Annotated in this window: 15 protein-coding genes and 1 pseudogene; 6 read left to right on the top strand and 10 right to left on the bottom strand. The window is 61.0% G+C overall.

Annotation, left to right across the window (positions count from 1 at the left end; all coding sequences use genetic code 11):
* Window positions 1-32: 32 nt before the first annotated feature.
* From CD58_RS02305 to CD58_RS31745, 3 genes and pseudogenes are all read right to left on the bottom strand, one after another.
* A complete protein-coding gene (locus CD58_RS02305; protein ID WP_025211474.1) occupies window positions 33-1,775 on the bottom strand; it encodes a potassium/proton antiporter in 1,743 nt (580 codons plus the stop codon).
* A gap of 288 nt (window positions 1,776-2,063) precedes the next feature.
* Window positions 2,064-2,936, bottom strand: coding sequence for a methyl-accepting chemotaxis protein (locus CD58_RS31740; protein WP_409201645.1), 873 nt, complete (start codon window positions 2,934-2,936; stop codon window positions 2,064-2,066).
* Between the two features lie 30 nt (window positions 2,937-2,966).
* Window positions 2,967-3,740: pseudogene (locus CD58_RS31745) on the bottom strand (MCP four helix bundle domain-containing protein); the annotation flags it as partial.
* Window positions 3,741-3,946: 206 nt separating this feature from the next.
* Here CD58_RS31745 and CD58_RS02315 point away from each other — a divergent pair.
* Both CD58_RS02315 and CD58_RS02320 read left to right on the top strand, forming a co-directional pair.
* On the top strand, window positions 3,947-4,177 hold the full coding sequence (locus tag CD58_RS02315) for a hypothetical protein (protein ID WP_025211476.1): 231 nt from the start codon (window positions 3,947-3,949) through the stop codon (window positions 4,175-4,177).
* Complete coding sequence (locus CD58_RS02320; RefSeq protein WP_025211477.1) at window positions 4,174-4,476, top strand: cell division protein ZapA; 303 nt, start codon at window positions 4,174-4,176, stop codon at window positions 4,474-4,476. The genes CD58_RS02315 and CD58_RS02320 overlap by 4 nt, the downstream gene beginning before the upstream one ends.
* A 220-nt stretch (window positions 4,477-4,696) precedes the next feature.
* Here CD58_RS02320 and CD58_RS02325 read toward each other — a convergent pair whose 3' ends face one another.
* The gene (locus CD58_RS02325) at window positions 4,697-6,499 is read right to left on the bottom strand and encodes an acyl-CoA dehydrogenase (RefSeq protein ID WP_025211478.1); all 1,803 of its coding nucleotides are present in this window, start codon (window positions 6,497-6,499) and stop codon (window positions 4,697-4,699) included.
* Between the two features lie 243 nt (window positions 6,500-6,742).
* Window positions 6,743-10,696: a trifunctional transcriptional regulator/proline dehydrogenase/L-glutamate gamma-semialdehyde dehydrogenase gene (putA, locus tag CD58_RS02330; RefSeq protein WP_025211479.1), complete on the bottom strand. Its 3,954-nt coding sequence runs from the start codon at window positions 10,694-10,696 to the stop codon at window positions 6,743-6,745.
* A gap of 460 nt (window positions 10,697-11,156) precedes the next feature.
* On the opposite strand from putA, the gene putP reads away from it, so the two are divergent.
* Window positions 11,157-12,641 (top strand): sodium/proline symporter PutP, encoded by a 1,485-nt coding sequence (gene putP / locus CD58_RS02335; RefSeq protein ID WP_025211480.1) that lies wholly within the window; start codon window positions 11,157-11,159, stop codon window positions 12,639-12,641.
* Window positions 12,642-12,729: 88 nt separating this feature from the next.
* Here the strand turns inward: putP and CD58_RS02340 are convergent, their stop codons facing one another.
* Window positions 12,730-13,224, bottom strand: coding sequence for a DUF2165 family protein (locus tag CD58_RS02340; protein WP_025211481.1), 495 nt, complete (start codon window positions 13,222-13,224; stop codon window positions 12,730-12,732).
* Window positions 13,225-13,492: 268 nt separating this feature from the next.
* On the opposite strand from CD58_RS02340, the gene CD58_RS02345 reads away from it, so the two are divergent.
* The 3 genes from CD58_RS02345 to CD58_RS02355 all read left to right on the top strand — a co-directional run bounded on the left by CD58_RS02345 (window position 13,493) and on the right by CD58_RS02355 (window position 17,211).
* Window positions 13,493-15,550: a type VI secretion system tip protein VgrG gene (locus CD58_RS02345; RefSeq protein ID WP_025211482.1), complete on the top strand. Its 2,058-nt coding sequence runs from the start codon at window positions 13,493-13,495 to the stop codon at window positions 15,548-15,550.
* Window positions 15,547-16,278 (top strand): DUF4123 domain-containing protein, encoded by a 732-nt coding sequence (locus CD58_RS02350; RefSeq protein ID WP_025211483.1) that lies wholly within the window; start codon window positions 15,547-15,549, stop codon window positions 16,276-16,278. Before CD58_RS02345 ends, CD58_RS02350 begins: the two co-directional genes overlap by 4 nt.
* Before the next feature lie 96 nt (window positions 16,279-16,374).
* Window positions 16,375-17,211, top strand: coding sequence for a 23S rRNA (adenine(2030)-N(6))-methyltransferase RlmJ (locus tag CD58_RS02355; RefSeq protein WP_025211484.1), 837 nt, complete (start codon window positions 16,375-16,377; stop codon window positions 17,209-17,211).
* Between the two features lie 177 nt (window positions 17,212-17,388).
* On the opposite strand, the gene msrA is transcribed toward CD58_RS02355, so the two are convergent.
* The 4 genes from msrA to aceF form a co-directional block, all read right to left on the bottom strand.
* Window positions 17,389-18,036 carry a peptide-methionine (S)-S-oxide reductase MsrA gene (msrA, locus tag CD58_RS02360; RefSeq protein ID WP_025211485.1) on the bottom strand — a complete coding sequence of 216 codons (648 nt, stop codon included), beginning with the start codon at window positions 18,034-18,036 and terminating at the stop codon, window positions 17,389-17,391.
* Between the two features lie 121 nt (window positions 18,037-18,157).
* The gene (locus tag CD58_RS02365) at window positions 18,158-20,851 is read right to left on the bottom strand and encodes a putative bifunctional diguanylate cyclase/phosphodiesterase (RefSeq protein WP_025211486.1); all 2,694 of its coding nucleotides are present in this window, start codon (window positions 20,849-20,851) and stop codon (window positions 18,158-18,160) included.
* Between the two features lie 194 nt (window positions 20,852-21,045).
* Complete coding sequence (locus CD58_RS02370) at window positions 21,046-22,437, bottom strand: alkaline phosphatase D family protein (RefSeq protein WP_025211487.1); 1,392 nt, start codon at window positions 22,435-22,437, stop codon at window positions 21,046-21,048.
* Window positions 22,438-22,749: 312 nt separating this feature from the next.
* Window positions 22,750-24,390, bottom strand: coding sequence for a dihydrolipoyllysine-residue acetyltransferase (gene aceF, locus CD58_RS02375; RefSeq protein WP_025211488.1), 1,641 nt, complete (start codon window positions 24,388-24,390; stop codon window positions 22,750-22,752).
* Between the last annotated feature and the right edge of the window lie 5 nt (window positions 24,391-24,395).

The raw sequence follows: 24,395 nt of genomic DNA on the forward strand, positions 1-24,395 counted from the left end.
AGACCGGTCAAGCAAGTGAGAGTGGGAGCAGTTTAGAGGAACAAGCCGGGACCCGGGCGACTTCCTTCGGGGAATCTGACGCCCACTTTGCCGATCTTGTTCCCGTCCATGACCGCGACGGTCCACAGGGTGTTGTTCCATTCCACCTGGTCACCGACCACGGGTGCGCCGCCCACTTTCTGAGCGATGAAACGACCCAGGGACATGTCCGGGTCGATGCCGCCCAGTTGCAATCCGTACAGGGCGGCAACCGCGGCCAGCTGGGCGTCTCCTTCGAGTACGAAGTCGCCGAAGAAGCGCAAATCCAGGCCGCGTTGCGGCGCCTGGCTGAACAGTTTTCCAAGGGCCGGCAGGTCATGTTCATGGCCGATAACACACAGCAAATCATCGACTTCCAGCACCGTACTACCCGACGGATGGAGCAGTTGCTGGCCACGAAACAGTGCAGCGATACGCGTGCCATCGGGCATTTTCAGGTCCCGCAGGGGCGAGCCGATGCACCATTTTTCCGCGCCCAGGCGATAGATGAACAGCTCCCACTCGCTGGTGACATGGACTTCCAGCGCCGCCCGGGAAATCGGCAAGGGCTCCGGCGGGACGGTCACGTGCAGCAATTTGGCGACCCACGGCAGGCTTGTGCCCTGCACCAGCAACGACACCAGCACGATAAAGAACGCCAGGTTGAAGTAGAGCTGGGCGTGGGGCAGCCCGGCCATCAACGGGAACACCGCCAGGATGATCGGCACCGCGCCGCGCAGGCCGACCCAGGAAATGAATGCTTTCTCGCGACCATGGAACGCCTTGAACGGCAGCAGGCCCACCATGACCGACAGGGGCCGTGCAAACAGAATCATCCACAGCGCCAGGCCCAGGGCGGGCAGGGCGATCGGCAGCAGGTCATGGGGCGTGACCAGCAGCCCCAGCACCAGGAACATGCCGATCTGGGCCAGCCAGGCCATGCCATCGAGCATGTGCAGAATACCGTGGCGGCTGCGCACCGGGCGGTTGCCGATCACCAGGCCGCACAGGTAAACCGCGAGGAAACCGCTGCCGTGCAGGGCGTTGGTCAGGGCGAACACGGCCAGGCCGCCGCTGATGACGAGGATCGGGTAGAGGCCGTTGGCCAGATTGATGCGATTGACCAGTTGCAGCATCAGCCAGCCACCGCCCAGGCCGATCACCGCGCCGATGCCGAACTCGCGCACCAGATGTCCCAACAGGCTCCAGTGCAAGCCGGTTTCACCACTGGCAAGCATGCCGATCAGGGTGACGGTGAGGAACACCGCCATCGGGTCGTTGCTGCCGGACTCGATCTCAAGGGTGGCGCTGACCCGCTCGTTCAGGCCCTTGCCGCCCAGCAGCGAGAACACCGCCGCGGCATCGGTCGAGCCGACGATGGCGCCGATCAGCAGGCCCTGGATCAGGTTCAGATTGAACAGCCAGGCCGCCGCCAGCCCGGTCAGCCCGGTGGTGATCAACACGCCGACCGTCGCCAGCGACAACGCCGGCCACAGCGCCACGCGAAAACTCGACACCCGCGTGCGCAAGCCGCCGTCCAGCAGGATGACGGCCAAGGCGAGGTTGCCGACCAGATAAGCCGTGGCGTAGTTATCGAAAAGAATACCGGCGCCGTCGACACCGGCCACCATGCCCACGGCCAGGATGATCACCAGGATCGGGATGCCCAGGCGGGACGAAAGAGAACTGACCAGAATGCTCGCACCTACCAGCAACGCGCCGATCAAGAACAGGCTGTTGATGGTCGTCGCAGTCAAAGGCAGTTACTCCGGGAAAACTGAAGGGCGGGCACAGACTGACCATGCAGTCTGCGTGCCAGCGATTCTAACCTGTTGAAATGTGATGCTGTCAAAAAAGGTTGGGGATTGGGGTACAAGCGCGGCAGCAATACCGTGGCGAGGGAGCTTGCTCCCGCTCGGCTGCGAAGCAGTCGTCGCTTTTGAGATCCTGGGGCCGCTTCGCAGCCCAGCGGGAGCAAGCTCCCTCGCCACAAAAGCTGGAGGGTTGATCGCTCACGGTCTGTGGACGATCAACCGTTACGCGAATTAAAGGCTGAACCGCCCAACCATGCTGTTCAAATCCACGGCCAGGCGCGACAGTTCGGCGCTGGCGGCGCTGGTCTGGTTGGCGCCGGTGGCCGATTGCACCGACAGGTCGCGGATGTTCACCAGGTTGCGGTCCACTTCACGGGCCACCTGGGCCTGTTCTTCGGCGGCGCTGGCGATCACCAGGTTGCGTTCGTTGATCTCGACAATGGCTGTGTTGATGGTGTCCAGGGACATGCCTGCGCCGCGGGCGATGTTCAGGGTCGACTCGGCGCGCTCGGTGCTGTTGCGCATCGAGTCCACGGCGTGTTCGGTGCCGCTCTGGATGCTGCCGATCATGCGTTCGATCTCGCTGGTCGACTGCTGGGTGCGATGGGCCAGGGCGCGCACTTCATCCGCCACCACGGCAAAACCACGACCAGCCTCACCGGCACGGGCGGCTTCGATGGCGGCGTTCAGGGCCAGCAGGTTGGTCTGGTCGGCCAGGCCACGGATCACGTCCAGCACCTTGCCGATGTCACGGGACTCATTGGCCAGGTTGCCGATCAACGCTGCGGTGCCCTGCACATCGGCGCTCATGCGTTCGATGGCGCTGACGGTTTCCTGCACCAGGTCCCGGCCGTCGCCAGCCGACGTGGTGGCGTTTTTCGAGGCTTCGGAGGTGCTGACCGCGTTGCGCGCCACTTCTTCCACGGCGCTGGTCATTTCGTTGACTGCAGTGGCAGCCTGTTCGATTTCGTTGTTCTGTTGGGTCAAGCCACGGGCGCTTTCGTCGGTGACGCTGTTCAGCTCTTCGGCGGCGGAGGCCAGTTGTGTGGCCGAGCCGGAGATCCGCTGCAGGGTGTCGCGCAGTTTTTCCTGCATGGTCGACATCGCTCGCAGCAGGCGACCGGCTTCGTCGCTGCCATCCACGGTGATCGGCCGAGTCAGGTTGCCCTTGGCGATTTCTTCGGCAGCGTCCAGGGCGTTGGCAATCGGCTTGGTGATGCTGTTGGTCAGCAGCCAGGCGAACAGCAGGGTCAGGCCGGTGGCGATGACCAGCAGGGTGACCACCCAGTTGAAGGCGCTTGAATATTGTTGAGCAGCACTCTGATTGAGGGCCTCGGCTTGTTGGTTGTTGATCTCCACCAGGCGGCCGATCGCGGCATTGATGGCATCTGAGTTGCTCAGCAGTTCAGTATTGAGCAACGCCCGCAGTTCCTCGACCTGATTGTTGCGCGACAGGGTTTTCATGCGCTCTTCGAGCTGACGGTACTGCCCGAGCAGCTGCACATACTGTTCGTAGGCGGCCCGTTCGTCCGGCGCGCTGATGAGCTTTTCGTAGGCGGTCTGGGCTGCGCGGATCTGCTGGCTGCGTTGATCGAACAGATCGTAGGTTTTCTGCTGGATGTCCGGTTCGCGGTTGACCAGCAGGCGATAGGACAAGACCCGCAGGCGCAGGGTGAGTTGGGTGAACTCATCCAGGGCCTTGATACTGGGCACGCTGTTCTGGGCGATGCTTTCGCCGGACCCGCGGATTTTGCTCATCTGGGTCAGGGCAAACACCCCAAGGGCCAGCATCAGGGCGCCGATCAGGGCAAACCCCAGGAACGCCCGCGGCGCGATATTCATATTACGTAGGGACATGGAAAGTACCGGAAGAAAGCGCGTCCGTGCGGAACTGTGACGGGTGTTCATGACTTATCGGTCCTACGACTAAAGTCTTGAGGGCGCTGCGTGGTTTTGTCGCAGGGTAGCGGCCATGGCGCGACGAAGGGTCGGAACCAGATTCCCTATAGGCAGTCTCTACAGCTCATCGGCGAAGCACCGCTGCCGGTAAATCGTGGCATCGGCGGTGACTTTTCTTTATCGTACGCGCCCCTTGAAAAAGCCTGGAAATCAATATGTTGGAAACATCCCTCAGCCAGCTGGAGCAACTGGTCAATGACCTGGTGCAACAGAATCGTCACCTCACCAGCCTGAACGAAACCCTGAGCACGGAGCTTGCCAAGGCCAAGGATGAAAACGAAAGCCTGCAACTGAGCCTGATGGAACAGGAAGAACTGCACGGCACCACCGCCGCCCGCATCCAGGCCCTGATCGAGCGCGCCAGCGCCGGTCCTGTCAGCGCATGAAGCACGGCGCCGATGGGGTGACAGTCATCTCGATCCTGGGAGAGGACTATTCGATCAAGGCGCCGGCCGGGCAGGAACAGGCCCTGCTGGACGCTGCGTCGATGCTCAAGGCCGCCCTGGCCGACACCAAGAGGAAATACCCGACGCTGATCGGTGATCGCCTGCTGGTGCTGGCGGCCATGAATCTGTGTTCGCAGCAGATGGAAATGCAGAAGCAACATCAAGCGGAACTCGACCGTTATCAAGAGCAAGTCAGCGCCACGGTCGAGGTGATTGCCAAGACGATCCAGCAGGCGTGAAGTCTTTTAGGACCCAGGGTTGGCGGTGATCTAATTGTGGGAGCGGGCTTGCTCGCGAAGGCGGTATATCAGTCAGAATTGATTTGTCTGATCCGCCGCTTTCGCGAGCAAGCCCGCTCCCACAGGATATTTCTGTGGACACGGAGTTGTGTTCACTGCCGATCAAATGTGGGAGCGAGCTTGCTCGCGATTGGTTTTCAGCCGCACCGCAAGACCCGCCTCAGAACCACTCATCCCGCATCCCCAGGCACGTATCATCTCCCGCCTCAAGAATCGCCAGTTCATGGTGACAGCCCGGCACTTCCCAGGTCAGAAAGTACCGCGCCGCTTGCAGCTTGCCTTTATAGAAATCGCTGTCCGCCGCATGCCCCTTGGCCAAGCCTTCCTCGGCACGAATCGCCTGTTCCAGCCAGCGCCAGCCAATCACCATGTGACCGAACACCTTCAGGTACAACGCTGAGTTGGCGAGGCTGCTATTGACCTTGCCTTGGGCCAGGTCCGTCAGCAGGCCGAGGGTGACCGTCTGCAGGCGCGCCACCAAGGCTTCCAGTGGCTCACGCAAGGGCGTCAGTGATTCGTGCGCCTGGGCGCGTTCGGTGGTGTCGGCCACCAGGCGAATCAGTTGCTTGAGCCCGGCGCCGGCGTTTTGCGCCAGTTTGCGCCCCAGCAGGTCCAGGGACTGGATGCCATGGGTGCCTTCATGGATCGGGTTCAGGCGGTTATCGCGGTAATACTGCTCCACCGGGTATTCGCGGGTGTAGCCGTGGCCGCCAAGAATCTGGATCGCCAGTTCATTGGCCTTCAGGCAAAACTCCGATGGCCAGGATTTGACGATGGGGGTCAGCAAATCCAGCAGCTCTTGGGCGCGCCTGCGCTCGACTTCGTTTTCAAGGGTGGTGGTGTCGTCGAACAGCCGTGCCGCGTACAAGCCCAGGTCAAACGAACCTTCAACGTAGGCCTTCTGGGTCAGCAGCATGCGGCGCACGTCGGCGTGCTGGATGATCGCCACCGGAGCGGTAGTCGGGTCCTTGCTGTCAGGCACCCGGCCCTGTGGGCGTTCGCGGGCGTATTCAAGGGAATACAGATAGCCGGCGTAGCCCAGCATCACCGCGCCCATGCCGACGCCGATTCGCGCTTCGTTCATCATCTGGAACATGTAGCTCAAGCCGTGGTGCGGTTTGCCTACGAGGTAACCGACACAGTCGCCATTGTCACCGAAGTTCAGCGCCGTGGAGGTGGTGCCGCGCCAGCCCATCTTGTGGAACAGCCCGGCCAGCAGCACGTCGTTGCGCGGGCCGAGGCTGCCGTCGTCGTTAACCAGGAACTTGGGCACGATAAACAGCGAAATACCCTTCACCCCCGGCGGCGCGTCCGGCAATTTCGCCAGGACCATGTGCACGATGTTTTCCGACAGCGGATGATCGCCACCGGAGATGAAGATCTTGTTGCCCTTGACTCGATAGCTGCCGTCGGACGCCGGCTCCGCACGGGTACGAATGTCTGCCAGCGACGAACCTGCGTGGGGCTCGGTCAGGGCCATGGTGCCAAAGAAGCGACCGTCGATCATCGGTTGCAGGAAGCGTTGCTTCTGCTCCTCGCTGCCGAAGCTTTCGATCAGGTTCGCCGCGCCCATGGTCAGGAACGGATAAGAAGTGGAAGCGGCGTTGGCCGACTGGAAGTGGGCGAAGCAGGCCTGGGACAGCAACGTTGGCAGCTGCATGCCGCCCGCGTCGAAGCTGCGCGCAGCGTTGAGGAAACCCGCCTCGAGAAACGCATCCACCGCCGGCTTCACTTCCGGAATCAGAATCGCCTGGCCGTTCTCGTAGCGCGGTTCGTTTTCATCGTTCTTGCGGTTGTGCGGCGCGAAATATTTCTCGGCGATGTTGCGGGCCGTCGCGAGGGCTGCGTCGAAGGTTTCGCGATTATGTTCGGCGAACCGCTCGCGCTGGGTCAGGCCCTCGGCATCGAGGACTTCATACAGCTCGAAAGCCAGATTGCGGGAACTGAGCAACGTCTCGGACATGGCGGCCTACCTTTTTTTGGAATGGGCCGAGTCTAGGTGCGGGAATAGAGGTTGAACAGGATGATTGATGGCAGTGATGGAGGGGCGAGGGCACCACTAATCAAATGTGGGAGCGGGCTTGCTCGCGAAAGCGGTGGGTCAGGCAAATCAATTGCGACTGATACACCGCTTTCGCGAGCAAGCCCGCTCCCACAGGGATTGGATTGCCAGGCACCCATTGCAGGTGCCTGGTCTACAGCGGGTTTAGCCGATGGTCATCAGGCTGGCGTTACCCCCCGCCGCAGCGGTGTTGACGCTCAAGGCCCGCTCGATCACCAAACGCTCCAACGCAATGTTGGTCTCGCCCTGGGACAAACCATGCACCCCGACGATGGCGCCGGCACGCTTGGCCACTTGCTGGCAAACGCTGCGCAGTTGGTCCGAATCACCGTGATGCAGGACCGCATCGAACAGCACCTCGTCCTTGGCCCAGTCGGTAACCCGCTGGATGCGTGCCTGAATCTCTTTCGGCAAGCGCGTGAACAAGGCCTTGCTGGTGTCGGTTTCCGGCCACACGGCCGAGCCGCCTACCGCCAGTACGGCCGCCAGTTGCGTCAGCAGGTCGCCTTCCACGTCCGCCAGGCACAGCACGTGCTCGCGGGGCAGGATGGCGTAGCTGTTGCGTTCACCGGTCGGGCCGGTCAACTGGCGGGTAATGCCGCTTTGCGATTGGCCGGCGAACTGCACGCACAGGGCGCTCAGTTCAGCGAGCTTCTGGCTGTCGGCCCAGGCTTGCAGGGCGGTGAGCGGTTTGCTCATGGCGTCGCGCAAACGCAGGTCCGGCGCGGTGAGGGCATCGCCACGCACGAAGGATTGCTGGATCGCATCGGTAGGACGTGTCGACAGCAGGCGGTACAGGTACAGCGGACCGCCGGCCTTGGGACCGGTGCCCGACAGGCCTTCGCCACCGAATGGCTGCACACCGACCACGGCACCGACAATGTTGCGGTTCACGTAGACGTTACCGGCATGGACGTTGTCGACCACTTTGGCGATGGTCTCGTCGATGCGAGTGTGTACGCCCAAGGTCAGGCCATAGCCGGAAGCGTTGATCTGGCTGATCAACTGATCCAGTTCCTTGCGCTTGTAGCGCACTACGTGCAGCACCGGACCGAAAATCTCGCGTTGCAGCTCGTCGAAGCTTTCCAGCTCGATCAGGGTCGGCATCACATAGGTGCCGCGCTTGCACTCGTCGCTGTCGGCGATTGCCATCTGGTACACGGTGCGACCTTTGTCGCGCATGGCCTGGATGTGTTTCTCGATGCCAGCCTTGGCTTCGGCATCGATCACCGGGCCGATGTCTACCGACAGACGCTCAGGGTTGCCGAGACGTGCTTCAGCCATGGCGCCCTTGAGCATTTCGATGACACGGTCGGCGGAATCTTCCTGCAAGCACAGTACCCGCAAGGCCGAGCAACGCTGGCCAGCGCTGTCGAACGCTGAAGACACCACGTCGATGACCACTTGTTCGGTCAGCGCCGAAGAATCGACGATCATCGCGTTCTGGCCGCCGGTTTCGGCGATCAGCGGGATCGGACGACCCTGGTTGTCCAGGCGACCGGCGATGTTGCGCTGCAACAGGCGAGCGACTTCGGTGGAGCCGGTGAACATCACGCCCTTGACCCGATCGTCGCCGACCAGGCGGGCGCCAACGGTTTCGCCACGGCCCGGCAGCAGTTGTAGCACGCCTTCCGGAATGCCGGCTTCGAGCATCAGGCGCACCGCCTGGGCGGCCACCAATGGCGTCTGCTCGGCGGGCTTGGCCAGCACCGGGTTACCGGCGGCCAGGGCGGCGGCCACTTGGCCACTGAAAATCGCCAGTGGGAAGTTCCACGGGCTGATGCAGACCACCGGACCCAGTGGGCGGTGGGCGTCGTTGGTGAAATCGTTGCGAGCCTGCACCGCGTAGTAGCGCAGGAAATCCACGGCTTCACGCACTTCGGCGATGGCGTTGGCGAAGGTCTTGCCAGCTTCACGGGCCAGCAGGCCCATCAGTGGCTGAATCTCGCCTTCCATCAAATCGGCAGCGCGTTCCAGGATCGCGGCGCGCTCGGCCGGCGGCGTGGCCTGCCAGATCGGTGCCGCATTGAGGGCACACTGGATGGCATTGTCGACGTCGGTGATCGTGGCTTCCTGCACATGGCCAACCACGTCACGCAGATCGGACGGGTTTAAAACCTGCGCTGGTGTTTCTTCGCTGGCGGCGCAACCGAGCATCGGCACGGCTTTCCAGTCGTTATGCGCGGTGGCCAGCAGGGCGCAGGACAGCGAAGCCAGGCGATGTTCGTTGGCCAGGTCGATGCCGGCGGAGTTGGCGCGTTCGCTGCCATACAGGTCACGCGGCAGCGGGATACGCGGGTGCGGCAAGCCGAAGCCGCCTTCCAGCGTCGCCATCTGCTCGATGCTGGCCACTGGATCGGCCACCAGCTCCTGGATGGAAATGGATTGATCGGCGATGCGGTTGACGAACGAGGTGTTCGCGCCGTTTTCCAGCAGACGACGCACCAGGTAAGCCAGCAGTGTCTCGTGGGTGCCAACCGGGGCGTACACGCGGCACGGACGGTTCAGCTTGCCTTCGGAAACCTTGCCGACAACCTGTTCGTACAGCGGCTCGCCCATGCCGTGCAGGCACTGGAATTCATACTGCCCCGGGTAATAGTTCTGACCGGCGATGTGATAAATGGCCGCCAGGGTATGGGCGTTGTGCGTGGCAAATTGCGGGTAGATGACTTCCGGCACCGACAACAGTTTGCGCGCGCAGGCAATGTAGGACACATCGGTGTACACCTTGCGGGTATAGACCGGATAGCCTTCCAGGCCTTCGACCTGGGCGCGTTTGATTTCGCTGTCCCAGTAGGCGCCTTTTACCAGGCGGATCATCAGGCGATGACGGCTGCGGCGCGCCAGGTCGATGACGTAGTCGATCACGTATGGGCAACGCTTCTGGTACGCCTGGATCACGAAACCGATGCCGTTCCAGCCGGTCAGTTGCGGCTCGAAGCACAGGCGCTCGAGCAGATCCAGCGACAGCTCGAGGCGGTCGGCTTCTTCGGCGTCAATGTTCAGGCCGATGTCGTATTGCTTGGCCAGCAGGGTCAGCGACAGCAGGCGTGGGTACAGCTCTTCCATCACGCGCTCGTACTGGGCGCGGCTGTAACGCGGGTGCAGCGCCGAGAGCTTGATGGAAATGCCCGGGCCTTCATAAATCCCACGACCATGGGACGCTTTGCCGATCGAATGGATGGCTTGCTCGTACGAGGCCAGGTACTTCTGGGCATCATGTTCGGTGAGGGCGGCTTCACCGAGCATGTCGTAGGAATAGCGGAAGCCCTTGGCTTCGAACTTACTGGCGTTGGCCAGGGCTTCGGCGATGGTTTCACCTGTGACGAACTGCTCGCCCATCAGGCGCATGGCCATGTCGACGCCCTTGCGGATCATCGGCTCGCCGCTCTTGCCGATGATGCGGCTCAGGGAGGAGGTCAGGCCTGCTTCATTATGGGTGGCGACCAGTTTTCCGGTCAGCAGCAAGCCCCAAGTGGCGGCGTTGACGAACAGCGACGGGCTGTTGCCCAAGTGTGGATGCCAGTTACCGGTGCTGATCTTGTCGCGGATCAGCGCATCGCGGGTGCCCTTGTCCGGGATGCGCAGCAGCGCTTCGGCCAGGCACATCAGCGCCACGCCTTCCTGGGACGACAGGGAGAATTCCTGCAACAGCCCCTGGACAATACCGGCACGGCCACCGGCACTCTTCTGGTTACGCAGCTTTTCAGCAATCGAAGCGGCCAGCTTGTTGGTGGCTTCGGCCATTTCGGCGGGCAGGCGGGCCTGCTCGATCAGCATCGGCACCACTTCCGGCTCCGGGCGACGGTAAGCGGCGGTTATGGAGGCGCGCAGGACCGATTGCGGCAGGATGCTCTCGGCAAATTCCAGGAAGCATTGGTGGGCGTGGTCGACCTGGATGTCGCCGGCGTCATCGCTGTCGGCGCGGATCGCACCGTTCAGCTCGGTCAGGGTTGCACCACCCTCGAGTTTTTCCAGGTAATTGAAAATTGCCTGTTTGATCAGCCAGTGAGGCGTGCGATCAATCGAGGTTGCGGCCGCCTTGAGGCGTTCGCGGGTTGGGTCATCGAGTTTGACCCCAAGGGTGGTGGTAGCCATATTTTTATCCTCATGTTTACCACGTATCGCGTGGCATCAGCTGGCGGCAAGATTAGCTGCGAGCTGATCGGGGTGCAACCGGGTGCAACCCTTTTTTTGTCGAAATAATGAGCAGCTCATCAGGAAATAAAATGCGCTGGTGCAATCGTGCATCGCCTTAGTGCTTTGGCTTCTAGCTAAACTGTGCGACTGCACTAAAAGGGAGCAAAAAACACAGTTTTTGCGATAAAACCGATCAGGTGCAACTGATTCGACCGAAACTGGTTGCACCTTATTTCATTTCTTGAATAGCATTCGCGCCAAGGTGCAACCGGTTCGAAACCGAGGGGCATCGGCTGATGGCTTTCCTGGGGAAACATCAGTCATAAATTCGCGGGACTGCCAATCGTCGCTACAACATCTATGTTGTCGGCGCTTTCAACTGCCACCGCTACATAAAAACAAAGCCAGGGCGTAACTCATGAGTGTTAGCAATCCCACCTTGATCACCTTCGTGATCTATATCGCAGCCATGGTCCTGATCGGGCTGATGGCTTATCGCTCCACCAATAACCTTTCCGATTACATCCTGGGCGGTCGTAGCCTGGGCAGTGTCGTGACCGCACTGTCTGCCGGTGCCTCCGACATGAGCGGTTGGTTGTTGATGGGTTTGCCGGGTGCCATCTACATGTCCGGCCTGTCGGAAAGCTGGATCGCCATCGGCCTGATCGTCGGTGCCTACCTGAACTGGCTGTTCGTGGCCGGTCGCCTGCGGGTGCAGACCGAGCACAACGGCGACGCACTGACGCTGCCGGATTACTTCTCCAGCCGTTTCGAAGATAAGAGCGGCGTGCTGCGGATCATCTCTGCGGTGGTAATCCTGGTGTTCTTCACCATCTACTGTGCATCCGGCATCGTGGCCGGTGCCCGACTGTTCGAAAGCACCTTCGGCATGTCCTACGAGACGGCGCTGTGGGCCGGTGCCGCGGCGACCATTGCCTACACCTTCGTCGGTGGTTTCCTGGCCGTGAGCTGGACCGACACCGTACAGGCGACCCTGATGATCTTCGCGTTGATTCTCACGCCGATCATCGTGCTGCTGGCCACTGGCGGCGTGGACACCACGTTCCTGGCCATCGAAGCGAAAGACCCTACTTCGTTCGATATGCTGAAGAACACCACCTTCATCGGCGTCATCTCGCTGATGGGTTGGGGCCTGGGCTATTTCGGCCAACCGCATATCCTGGCGCGCTTCATGGCGGCCGATTCGGTCAAGTCCATCGCCAACGCCCGTCGCATCTCCATGACCTGGATGATCCTGTGCCTGGGCGGCACCGTTGCCGTTGGCTTCTTCGGTATCGCTTACTTCTCGGCGCACCCTGACGTGGCCGGTCCTGTGATCGATAACCCTGAGCGCGTGTTCATCGAGCTGGCAAAGCTGCTGTTCAATCCGTGGATTGCCGGAGTGCTGCTGTCGGCCATCCTGGCGGCGGTGATGAGTACCTTGAGCTGCCAGTTGCTGGTGTGTTCCAGCGCCTTGACCGAAGACTTCTACAAAACCTTCCTGCGCAAGAGCGCTTCCCAGCTGGAACTGGTCTGGGTCGGCCGCGCCATGGTGCTGCTGGTGGCGTTGATCGCCATCGCCCTGGCTGCCAACCCGAATAACCGTGTACTGGGCCTGGTGAGCTACGCCTGGGCCGGTTTCGGTGCCGCCTTCGGTCCAGTTGTCCTGATCTCCGTGATCTGGAAAAACATGACCCGCAACGGCGCATTGGCCGGCATCCTGGTGGGTGCGATCACCGTGATCGTCTGGAAACACTTCGAACTGCTGGGCCTGTACGAAATCATCCCAGGCTTTATCTTCGCCAGCCTGGCTATCTACTTCGTCAGCAAGATGGGCTCGCCTACCGCCGGTATGCTGCAGCGCTTCGAAGCGGCCGAAAAAGATTTTCGTCTGAACCAGTAAGGCTTTCAGCGAGGCTTGGATGGCTCGCTTGAAGGTTTGACTGAAAAGAACGGCCCGTCTCCCATGGAGGCGGGCCGTTTTTTATGGGTCAGTCCTGGGTAACGTCGGGTTGGTTGAGGAAGATCAGCACACCCAGGATCGCCATGTAGAACCTGAACGCGGCATCCTGGCCGTTCCAGATTTCTGACTGCCACATCAGAAACCATTCGCCGCCGACGACCATGAAGCCGAAAAACCAGACGAAGAAACCCACCGTCAAACCGGCGATGGCCCATCCCTTGGCGCGTGCGAATACTACACCCTCGGCCTTGCGTGCCTGCCACAGCTTCAGCGCGCCGTAGCCCAGCAGCGCTGCCGTGATCGCTTCACCGAGGATGATCAGCCAATAGGCACCGTGCCACATCCAGGGTTGATCGATGGCGCGATAGCGGGCGGCATTGTCGGGGAAGGTGGTATCCATACTCAGCACGTGCTGGACGAAATTGAAGTTGGAGCTGTAGTCCGTGATGTTGTTGAACACGGTCAGGAAGGCGAATGCGGCGAGTGCCAGGGTCATTGCAATCTTTGCGTAGCGAATGGTCATGCGTGCGTCCTTTGCTTTTTATAACAGGTAAAAAACGTTATCACGCCAACTTGCAGCCCGAGTCCTGTTGCGTTGTAAGAAGTGGCTGATTCATTCGTGCGACGGTTTCTGTAGGTCACGATGCAAGGAATGTCTGTCGGAAAGTGCCATACGTTTTGCAGCTTTTAGCTCTGTTTGCGTAAGGCAAATCTGTTTTTTCTGAGCGTCGATCAACTTTCCGTATGGCTGATGCAGAATCGCCCGCCTTTCATTCCGCAGAGGACATCGGATGTTCGCGCCTGCCAACCAACCGCGTTTCACGCTGACGCTCGACAGCGGGCCGAACGGGCTCGAGGTGCTTGAGTTCAAGGGCCAGGAAGCCATCAGCCAGCCCTATCGCTTTGACTTGGAGCTGGTCAGCGAACGCCCCGACCTGGCATTGGAGGAGCTCCTGCATTGTCAGGCCTATCTGGGGTTCGATGCGTCGGGCCGTGGCATACATGGCCAGGTCTACAGCGTGGCCCAGGGTGATTCGGGCAAGCGCCTGACCCGTTACCAGATCAGCCTGGTGCCACGCCTGGCTTACCTGCGTCATCGCATCAACCAGCGGATTTTCCAGCATCTGAGCGTGCCTTCGATCATCACCAGGGTCTTGAAGGACCATGGCATCCAGAGCGACGCGTTCCAGTTCAGCCTCGGCGGGCAATACCCCGAGCGTGAATACTGCGTGCAGTACGGTGAGAGCGATCTGGCCTTCATCGAGCGGCTTTGCGCCGAGGTCGGCATCCATTACCACTTCAGGCACAGCCCTGACGGTCACCTGTTGGTGTTTGGTGACGACCAAACGGTGTTTCCCCGTTTACCTCAGTCAACGATATACCTACCGGGCAGCGGCATGGTCGCCGATGAGCCGGCGATCAAGCGCTTGGCGGTGCGGCTCCAGGCCCGGACCAACGCGGTGACGTTGCGCGACTACGATTTCCGCAAACCCAGCCTGCTGTTGCAAACCAGCCTCGATAATCAGCAGCAACCGGTGCTGGAGGACTATCGCTTCCCCGGCCAGTTTTCCGATCGTGAACAGGGTCGCTACCTGAGCCAGCGCGCCCTCGAGCGCCATGGTGCCGATTACCGGCTGGCGGAGGGGCGCAGTGATCAAGCAGCCCTCGTCAGTGGGCATTTCATGCAAATCCATGGACATCCTCGAGCGCAGTGGAATGACCTGTGGCTGCTCACGGAGGTCAGCCACCATGGCCGCCAGCCGCAAGTGCTGGAAGAAACGGCCGGCGACAATCCGGATGAGTTCCAGGGGTACAGCAATACTTTTCTGGCCACCCCGTGGGACGTTTTCTTCCGTCCTCCCCTGCGTCACGAAAAGCCGCCGGCCCACGGTTATCAGCCGGCGGTGGTGACCGGGCCCGTCGACAGCGAGATCCATTGCGACGAATTCGGACGGGTCAAGGTGCAACTGATCTGGGATCGCGACGGCCAACGAAACGAGCATTCCAGTTGCTGGCTGCGGGTGGCCTCCGGTTGGGCTCACGACCGTTACGGCGGTGTGATGATTCCTCGGGTCGGCATGGAAGTACTGGTGGGTTTCATCGATGGCGACGTGGACAAGCCTCTGGTGGTGGGTTGCCTGCCGAACGGCGCCAACCCGGTGCCGCTGGATCTGCCGGCGGACAAGACCCGCAGCATATTGCGCAGTCAGAGCAGCCCCGGCGGAGGGGGTTACAACGAGTTGCGCATCGAGGATCGCAAGGGCGCCGAGGAGATCTATCTGCGCGCGCAGCGCAACTGGACCCAGCACGTGCTGCACGACCAGCGGTTGCAGGTCGATCATGAACGCAGCGTCGTCGTCACCGGCACGGCGCGGCACGAGCTCAAGGCTGATGAACAGCGCCTCACCCACGGGCGGCGCCAGGCCGAAGTCAGGCAGGACGACCACTTGGTGGTGACCGGCGAGCGGCATATCCGAGTGACCAGCCAGGCCCTCAGCGCAAGCCAGCATTTTCACGTTCGCGCGGGGCAGCAAGTGGTCCTGGACGGCGGCATCAGTGCGACCATTCAGGCCGGCGGGCATTGGATCAACATTGGTGCGGGAGGGATTTTCAGCAGCGTGCCCATTGAGGTCGGTGGTGCGCCGATGGCCGCTATGAGCGCGACGCCAATATTGCCCGTCCTGACCGAAAAGCGCGTCGCCGCGATGGCTGCTCCACTTTCTCTCGCACAAATCCTCAGCCTGCAAGGCCAAGCGCCGTTTTGCGAGGAGTGTGAGCGTTGCAAGCATGGCGTCTGCGCGGTGCCGCCGGCCTTTGGCAAATTTGTTGATGTCCCGGAGCGTCCATGAGCACTGGCCAATCTCCGCACGCCTGGCTGGAGCAACACCCCTTGCAGGCAGGCGAGCAGCTTTTCGTTGTCTTCAGCAGCGCGTGTGCCGCCGCGCCGTTGACGGCCTGGAGGCGCTCGATGACGTTGGCGCCTAGCCCGATTTGGGCCGATACGCCTTACGCCGAGTGGGAATCGGTCATGCCCTATGTCGGCGCAGTCGCCATAGACAGTGAGTTCCTTGACTGGGTGGCGGCCACCGACTCGCTCGATTGGGGTTGGCTGGCGGTGTCTTCTGTTGGCCAGGAAACCCTTGCCGAGCATCTGCGTGGGCTTACACAGGTTCTGTTGCCCGGAGGCAAGTCGGTATTTTTCCGCTTTTGGGATGGGCGGTTCGTGTGGCCCATCCTGCAGTCCGGCGAGGTGGATGCGGGGCAGTTGCTGCCCGTTGTCAGTCGTTGTCTGATTAACGGCCAATCGCTTGAAATCGTGGGAAACGTCCAGCGATCGGTTCGGGCTTTTCCCTGGTGGGAGGTTCCTCCTCCATTGCTGGATGAATTGGCCGAAACATCGACGGATTGTCTGCTGAACAACCTGTTCAAGTGGCTGAGCGAGGAGCATCCGCACCTGTTCGAGCAGGCCGACGAGAGCATTTTGCGCTGCAAGATCGCGCACTTCCTTGAAATGCCTGGGTCGGCTCGTGCGTCAAAAGCGCAATTGCAGGCGTACTTGAGGCAAGAGCTGGGCTGATGTCAGCGGACCTTCACGCGGCGCGTCCGCTCGGCTGCGAACCCCTGACGTTCGACGCGCTTCAAGGTAAACTCGTCGCCCTTCGCAGGAGCCGCCATGAATTATCGTCACGCCTTCCACGCCGGCAATCACGCCGACGTGTTCAAACACCTGACCTTGACCCGCCTCATCGCGCTGATGTCGCGCAAGGAACAGCCCTTCGCCTACCTCGATACCCATGCGGGCATCGGGCTGTACGACTTGCAGGGCGACCAGGCCAATCGTACCGGTGAATACCTGGAAGGCATTGCGCGGTTGTGGGGCCAGGATGATCTGCCGCCGCTGACCGCCGATTACATGAAGGTGCTGCACGAGATGAACCCGGATGGGCAACTGCGCTACTACCCGGGTTCACCGGAGCTGGCGCGGCGTCTGACCCGGCCGCAGGATCGGGTGTTGCTCAACGAAAAACACCCCGAAGACGGCGTGCTGCTCAAGGACAACATGAAAGGCGACCGTCGCGTGACCGTGCACCTGGGTGAAGGCTGGCACGTGCCCCGGGCGCTGCTGCCAGTGGCCGAGAAACGTGGCTTGATGCTGATCGATCCGCCGTTCGAACAGCTCGATGAGATGCAGCGTTGCGCTGCCTCCCTCAAGGACGCCATTGGCCGGATGCGCCAGACGGTGGCCGCGATCTGGTACCCGGTGAAGGACCAGCGGATGCTGCGCCGGTTCTACCAGGACCTGGCCGGCACGGGGGCGCCGAAATTGTTGCGGGTGGAACTGCTGGTGCATCCGCTGGCCACGCCCAACAGCCTGAACGGCTCCGGCCTGGCGATTGCCAATCCGCCGTGGGGGCTGGAAGAGGAACTGCGTGAGTTGCTGCCCTGGCTGTCGAAAAAACTGGGGCAGACCCAGGGTGGCTGGCAGATGGACTGGTTGATCGCTGAGTGATGTTTTGCTGGCGTCCGCAAGGGCGCTATCGCGAGCAAGCTCGCTCCCACATTGGTCTTGGGGGGCAACAACATTTGTGTATGCCACCGGACCTGTGGGAGCGAGCTTGCTCGCGATGACGGCGGCACATTCAACATCACCGCCCCAGGCACACCGCTATCGCGAACAGGTTTTTAGTCAGATCGGGCACGTCACGCCGGTTCCGCCAATCCCGCAATAGCCTTCCGGGTTCTTCGCCAGGTATTGTTGGTGATAGGCTTCGGCGAAGTAGAACGTCGGTGCTTCTTCGATTTCGGTGGTGATGGCGCCTTTGCCGGCCTTGGTCAACTCAGCCTGGAAGACTTGCTCGCTGTGTTTGGCCGCCGCCAGTTGGGCCGGGTTGGTGGCATAGATCACCGAACGGTACTGGGTGCCGATGTCGTTCCCCTGGCGCATGCCCTGGGTCGGGTTATGCAGTTCCCAGAACATCTTCAGAAGCTGTTCGTAGCTGACTTTCGCGGGCTCGTAGACCACCAGCACCACTTCGCTGTGGCCGGTAAGGCCCGAGCAGACTTCTTCGTACGTCGGGTTCGGCGTGAAACCACCGGCGTAACCCACCGCTGTACTGACCACGCCTTCGCGCTGCCAGAACTTGCGTTCCGCGCCCCAGAAGCAGCCGAGGCCGAAGATCGCGAAATCCACGTCCATGGCAAACGGGCCCAGCAGCGGCGCGTCGAGGACGAAGTGTTTGTCCGGCACGGTCATCGGGGATTCGCGGCCAGGCAGAGCTTGTTCTTGAGTAGGGAGCACGTTTTTGTTCACCAGAATTTCCGAGCGCAAGACCATCATCAGTCCTCTCAGTCAGATTGAGTTGAGCGAATAAGACCGTCAGTGTGCCTTAGAAAAGCAGGTGCAAGCTATAAGTTGCAAGTGGCTGGCCACCGCTTGGCGCTTGAAGGGGCTGCCGTCAGGTGAGCGGCCCGCGCGGGTAACGCGTGAGCTTCTCGATCAGCTCCGCGCCGGGGATCGGACGGTCGAACAGGTAGCCCTGGCCGACATCGCAGCGGTGACGGCGCAGGAACGCCAGCTGCTGGGCGGTTTCGATGCCTTCGGCCACGACCTTGAGTTTCAGGTTGTGGGCCATGGCGATCACCGCGGAGGTGATTTCCATGTCGTCCTGGTTGTCCGGGATCTCGTGGATGAAGCTGCGATCGATCTTGATGATGTCGATCGGGAATTTTTTCAGGTAGCTCAGCGATGAGTAACCGGTGCCGAAGTCGTCCATGGCCAGGGTCAGGCCCAGGCGCTTGAGCTGGTCGAGCTGCAAGTGGGTGTCTTCGGTGGCTTCCAGCAGCAGGCCTTCGGTCAGTTCCAGCTCCAGCAGGCGGGCCGGCAGCTGTTCCTCCTTGAGGATGCTGGCGATGGAAGCGACCAGGTCCGGGTCGGAGAACTGCTTGGGCGACAGGTTGATCGCCACTTGCAGGTTGCCCAGGCCGGCGGCGGTCAATTGCTTGCTCATGCGGCAGGCCTGGCGGGCGATCCATTTGCCGATGGGAATGATCAGGCCGGTTTCTTCGGCCACGCTGATGAACTGATCCGGGCGGATCATGCCCTTTTCGGGATGGTTCCAGCGCAGCAGCGCTTCCATGCCCAGCAAACGGCCGCTGCGCAGGCACAACTTGGGCTGGTAGAACACGTCCAGTTCATTCTGGGTCAGGGCGCGGCGCAGGTTGTTTTCCACAAACAGCTTGTAGCTGGCCTCGGCGTTCAGCGCCTCGGTGAAGACCTGGACCTGGTGCTTGCCGTTGGCCTTGGCCTTGTGCAGGGCGAGCCCGGCGTTGCGCATCAGGGTCTGCGGATCGCGGCCGTGCAGCGGCGCGCAGGCCAGGCCCACGGAGCCGGTCACGCTGATCAGCTGGTTATCGACGAACATCGGTTTGTCGAGCGTCATCAGCAACTGACTGGCGACCTGTTGCCCGGCCTCCAGGTCGGTGTCGTCCAGCAGCACGGCGAATTCATTACTGGCGAACCGCGCCAGGCTACCGCTGGGGCTCAGGCTGTTGCGCAGGCGCCGGGCCAGGCTGATCAGCAGTTTGTCGCCGGTCTGGTGGCCGAGGCTGTCGTTGATACGCTTGAAGTTGTCGATGTCCACCAGCAGCAGGCTGATGGGCGAGTTGCTGTCCCGGGCGAAGCGTTCATCGAGGTTGCGGATGAACGCCGGACGGTTGCCCAGGTTGGTCAGGTTGTCGGTGTAGGCCAGGCGCTCGATGCGCTGCTGGGCCAGCTTGGTCTGGGTAATGTCTTCGTAGATGCCGATGTAGTGGGTCAGTTCGCGGTTGTCGCCGTAGACCTTGGAAATCGACAACTGGCCCCAGTAGGGTTCCAGGTTTTTGCGTCGGCTTTTGAATTCGCCTTGCCAGCTGTTGCTCTGGGCCAGCGCCGAGGGCGCGTCGAACAGCAATTCGCTGAGGTTCTCCAGGGCCGGCAGCTCTGACAGGCGCTGGCCGTGCACTTCTTCGGTGGAGTATTGGGTGATGGCGGTGAAGCTCGGGTTGACGTACTCCACCACGCCATCGCAATTGACCAGCAGGAACGCGTTGGCGCTCTGCTCCACGGCGCGCTGGAACAGGTGCAGGGCGCTGGTGGCGGTGCGTCGGTTGTGGTTGTTGATGACCTGGGCGAACTGGTCGGCCAGTTCACCGGCAAAGGCGATTTCGTCCGATTGCCAGGCGCGGGTGGCGCCCACCTGTTCCAGGCACAGTACGCCGACCACCTGACCGTCGATACGAATGCTGGCGTCGAGGATGGCGTTGACGTTGCGGGCGCGCAGGTTCTCGGCCATTTCCCGGGTGCGCGGGTCGCGCATCGCATTGTGGGCGTCGATGGCACGGCAAGTCTGCAACGCTTCCATGTAATCAGGAAATTCGTTGGCGTCGATCGCATCCGGCAGAAAGTATTCCTGGGTGATGCGATTGAAGGCCGAAATCGGCACCAGCTTGCCATCTGCCAGATCCCAGATACTGGCGCAGTCGATCTGGTAGATATCGCAGGCGCTGCGGGTGATGAGTTCGGCGGCTTCGTGCAGCGAATTGCTGGCGCTGTAGCGCTGACGGCTCAGCAGCAGAATCAGGTCTTGTTGAGCGCGTACCCGGTCCAGATGCTGGAGCTGCTCTTGCTGGGCCCGCTGGTTCAATTCCAGGGCGATTTGCAGGCGCGAGTTCTGGGTTTCCAGATCCAGGGCCGGTATCGACGGTTCGCTTTGCAGCAAGCTGTCCACCACCAGCAGGAAACCGCGCAGTAGATGGCGATTGTGCTGCTTGTAGGCTTCACCCGTTTCCAACAGGTTCATGGGCCCCTTGGTGGTATGGAGCGTATAGCGGATCTGGTAATGGGAGGACTGGGCCAGTTGCTGCTGGATGGCGTCATGCAGTTGATAGCGTGCCTCGGGCTCCATCAGGCTGGCATAGGGCGCGCTGACCAGTGAGCACAGCTCTACTGCCGGCAGGCCGAAGTAACGTTCGCAATTGGGGTCGAGGAACAATAGCGCCCAGCTCGCTTCATTCAGCCGTTCGAAACGCAGCATGCCGAGCCGCGAGGGCACCGGTAACTGCGTCACTACCTCGGCCGCCATACGGCTGGCGGCATCGGGTTGGCTTTTCATGAGGAAACTCGCTTCGAAAATGCTGATCGCGCCGGGCTTACGCCCTTGTAATTACGGATTGCCGCAAGGTTGCATCATTGCGGCACTGGCTGACAAGAGAGATGAAGGCCAAGTGCTATAAACCTTTTATCGGCCGGCAGGGGGATTTCTGCAGTTGCCAGCCGATCAGAGGGCACGGGTGGTTATACCACCCGTCAGCGCAACGGGATATCGACGGCTTGCAATGGGGTGCCGGCACGGTCGTAAAAGGTGACCTGAACGCTCTGCGCCGTGACATGCAGGCGGGCGAAGTTGTCCTGGCTGACCACTTTGCTGGTCAGTGCATAGTGATATTCAGCGTTTTCCGTCTGGGCCATGGGTTGGTCGAAAATAAAATCCGCGGCTTTTGCAAAAGGCAGCAGTTTGCTGTTGTAGAACGGCGAGGCAACCACGGTGTTGACTTCAAAATCAGGATCCTGGTTGTGACGCAGACAGCTGGTCATGGAGCCGTGAATGTCACCGGACACGAAAATCACGTTCTTGATCCCATGGCGGCGAATGGTTTCCAGCAAACGCAGGCGTTGTTTCGGGAAGGCCTGCCAAGCGTCACCGTCGTTACGTTTGCTGTCAGGGAAGAACATGACGCTGGTAACGATGAATTTGACCCGGGCAGGGCTGTTGACGAGCCATTCGAGCAGGGATTGTTCCTGTTTCTCATCCAGGATGCGCCGATCCTCCGCCGCCAGGTTGCGTTGCGTCCGGCTGTCGGTGACGAACCATTCGATATCGCCGTGGGCAAATAGATACCAGTACCGCTTTAGCGATTTATTTAATGTTCCGCTGCTTGAAAGTTCATGGGCAGGTCCATGGCTTGCCTGATAAAGCGCGTAAGCGTTCATGGCGTTTGCATACAGGATTTCATCGTTGCCGGTTTTATTGGCCGGCCAGTTATCCTCGACTTCATGGTCGTCGAGGATCATGTAGGTTGGTATCCCGGACATTAACTTTCTGATATGCGGCTGGGAAAAAGCAGTGCGGTACTTAAATAGAATGTCCTTATAGTTTCGGTCCGGAGCGACAGCGTTCAAGTCATCGAGATAAACCTGGTCGCCGGTCATCACGACAGCGCTGATCGGCGGCTCGGCCTGTTCCACAATGCGATTGATGCCGGCGAACGTACGGTCCCCGAGCCCGGGTAGTAACGGGACGCCACGAGTGATCCGCAGATAACGGCAAGAGCCCACGATGTAAGCGTGTGGTGTGCCGGGTGTACTGGCCGGTGTGCGCAAGCAGTAGGTTTTCCTGGGCCATTGCAGCGGCAGCTCCTGAATGGTTTCCACGGTATGGGTCGGGCTCAAGGGGCTGAACCAGCCTGCCTGATATTCATAGGCGGTGTCGGGTTGAAGGTTTTTCAAGACGATGACATCGGACATGTCGCGGTAGGCCTTCAATTGAACAAAATGTCCTTTCGGCCAGGCTGTATCACCCTGGCGCCGATGGCGAATACCGGCGAATACCAAGTTGTTATCGTAATCGCCCCGCAGGAATATACGTGCGTGATCCGTTGTTGTATGGCCGACAATGGGGCCAACGGTAGGTTTTAACATATTCGAATCCATTCGAAATTCAGATTTTTTAGAAAGTTCAGGTGCAAGTCGTTAGTTGGCTCGACGGTCTGATGCTAAAGCGCGGCGCATAATAAATAACGATCGGGGAGGGGGCGGAAGTTGTGGGTAATGACCACTAGAGGACGTAGTCTTTTATACGGGGGGAGGTAGGAAGGTTAGTGGCCTGTTCATAACGTCGACGTTTACTTCAGGCAAAAAAAAGCCCCGCCAAACGGACGGGGTTGAGGTACGAGCGTGGCGCTCGGAAAACAGTGCTCCGAATGGCCCTTCGCGAGGAAGGGCCGTCCGGTGTTACAGCAGGATGGTGCGGATGTCGCCCAGCAGGTCGCTCAGACGCTTGGTGAAGCGTGCGGCGGCGGCGCCGTTGATTACACGGTGATCGTAGGACAGCGACAGCGGCAGCATCAGCTTCGGCTGGAAGGCTTTGCCGTCCCAGACCGGCTGGATGGTGGCCTTGGAAACACCCAGGATCGCCACTTCCGGCGCGTTGACGATCGGCGTGAAGCCGGTGCCGCCAATGTGACCGAGGCTGGAGATGGTGAAGCAGGCGCCCTGCATGTCGTCGGCAGTGAGCTTCTTGTTCCGGGCCTTTTCGGCCAGGGCAGCAGCTTCGGCAGCCAGTTGCAGCAGGCTCTTCTGGTCGACGTTGCGGATGACCGGTACCAGCAGGCCTTCCGGGGTGTCGACGGCAAAGCCGATGTGCACGTATTTCTTGCGGATCACAGCCTTGCCGCTTGGGGCCAGGGAGCTGTTGAAGTCCGGCAGTTCCTTGAGCAGGTGCGCACAGGCCTTGAGCAACAGCGGCAGTACGGTCAGCTTCACGCCGGCCTTTTCTGCCACGGCTTTCTGCGCTACACGGAAGGCTTCCAGCTCGGTGATGTCAGCCTGGTCGAACTGAGTCACGTGGGGAATGTTCAGCCAGCTGCGATGCAGGCTCGACGCGCCGATTTGCATCAGGCGAGTCATCGCCACTTCTTCGGTTTCGCCGAAGCGGCTGAAGTCCACCGCCGGAATCGGCGGGATACCCGCGCCGCCGGTGGCGCCTTCGGCCGGTGCGTTCTTGGCCTTCTGCATCATGGCCTTGACGTAGGCCTGCACGTCTTCCTTCAGCACGCGACCGTGCGGGCCGCTCGGGCCGACGGCCGACAGCTCGACGCCGAATTCACGGGCCAGCTGACGCACCGCAGGACCAGCGTGCACCTTGGCACCGCTAGGCGCAGGCGCGGCGGCAGGGGCGGGCGCTGCTTCGGCCTTGGCGGCAGGCGCGGCGGCAGCCGGAGCCGGAGCCGATTCGGTCTTGGCAGCTGGTGCAGCGGCCTGGGCTGGCGCGGCAGGTGCGGCGGCACCGGCTACTTTCAGCTTCAGGATCAGGTCACCGGTACCCACTTCGTCTTCCAGCTTGATCTCGACGCTTTCCACCACACCGGCGGCTGGCGACGGGATTTCCATGCTGGCCTTGTCGGATTCCAGGGTGATCAGCGACTGGTCGGCTTCGACGGTGTCGCCGACCTTGACCAGTACTTCGATGATCTTGGCCTTGCCCGACGAACCGATGTCCGGAACATGAATGTCCTGGACCGTGGCAGCAGCTGGCGCGGCAGATGGGGCGGGAGCGGCCTCGGCAGCGGGAGCCGCGGCAGGCTTTTCAGCCGCCGCCGGAGCCGCTGCAGGTGCGGCCGCCTCAGGCGCCGCAGCGGCGCCCTCGACTTCCAGCTCCAGCAGTTCGTCGCCTTCTTTCAGACGATCACCCAGCTTCACTTTCAGGCTCTTGATGATACCGGCCTTCGGCGCAGGCACTTCCATGCTGGCCTTGTCCGATTCAAGCGTCAGGATGCTCTGGTCGGCTTCGATACGGTCGCCGACCTTCACAAACAGTTCAATTACTTCACCTTCACCGCTGCCGATGTCAGGTACGCGAATGAGTTCGCTCACGAAAA

It is taken from the genome of Pseudomonas brassicacearum, from assembly GCF_000585995.1.
Classification (GTDB): Bacteria; Pseudomonadota; Gammaproteobacteria; order Pseudomonadales; family Pseudomonadaceae; genus Aquipseudomonas; species Aquipseudomonas brassicacearum_A.

Coding starts and splice junctions, on each gene's coding strand:
- putA (WP_025211479.1), bottom strand. CDS start 10,696: ATGGCTACCACCACCCTTGGGGTCAAACTCGATGACCCAACCCGCGAA.
- CD58_RS02340 (WP_025211481.1), bottom strand. CDS start 13,224: ATGACCATTCGCTACGCAAAGATTGCAATGACCCTGGCACTCGCCGCA.
- putP (WP_025211480.1), top strand. CDS start 11,157: ATGAGTGTTAGCAATCCCACCTTGATCACCTTCGTGATCTATATCGCA.
- CD58_RS02365 (WP_025211486.1), bottom strand. CDS start 20,851: ATGAAAAGCCAACCCGATGCCGCCAGCCGTATGGCGGCCGAGGTAGTG.
- CD58_RS02350 (WP_025211483.1), top strand. CDS start 15,547: ATGAGCACTGGCCAATCTCCGCACGCCTGGCTGGAGCAACACCCCTTG.
- CD58_RS02325 (WP_025211478.1), bottom strand. CDS start 6,499: ATGTCCGAGACGTTGCTCAGTTCCCGCAATCTGGCTTTCGAGCTGTAT.
- CD58_RS02355 (WP_025211484.1), top strand. CDS start 16,375: ATGAATTATCGTCACGCCTTCCACGCCGGCAATCACGCCGACGTGTTC.
- CD58_RS02345 (WP_025211482.1), top strand. CDS start 13,493: ATGTTCGCGCCTGCCAACCAACCGCGTTTCACGCTGACGCTCGACAGC.
- CD58_RS31740 (WP_409201645.1), bottom strand. CDS start 2,936: ATGTCGACCATGCAGGAAAAACTGCGCGACACCCTGCAGCGGATCTCC.
- CD58_RS02315 (WP_025211476.1), top strand. CDS start 3,947: ATGTTGGAAACATCCCTCAGCCAGCTGGAGCAACTGGTCAATGACCTG.
- msrA (WP_025211485.1), bottom strand. CDS start 18,036: ATGGTCTTGCGCTCGGAAATTCTGGTGAACAAAAACGTGCTCCCTACT.
- CD58_RS02320 (WP_025211477.1), top strand. CDS start 4,174: ATGAAGCACGGCGCCGATGGGGTGACAGTCATCTCGATCCTGGGAGAG.
- CD58_RS02370 (WP_025211487.1), bottom strand. CDS start 22,437: ATGTTAAAACCTACCGTTGGCCCCATTGTCGGCCATACAACAACGGAT.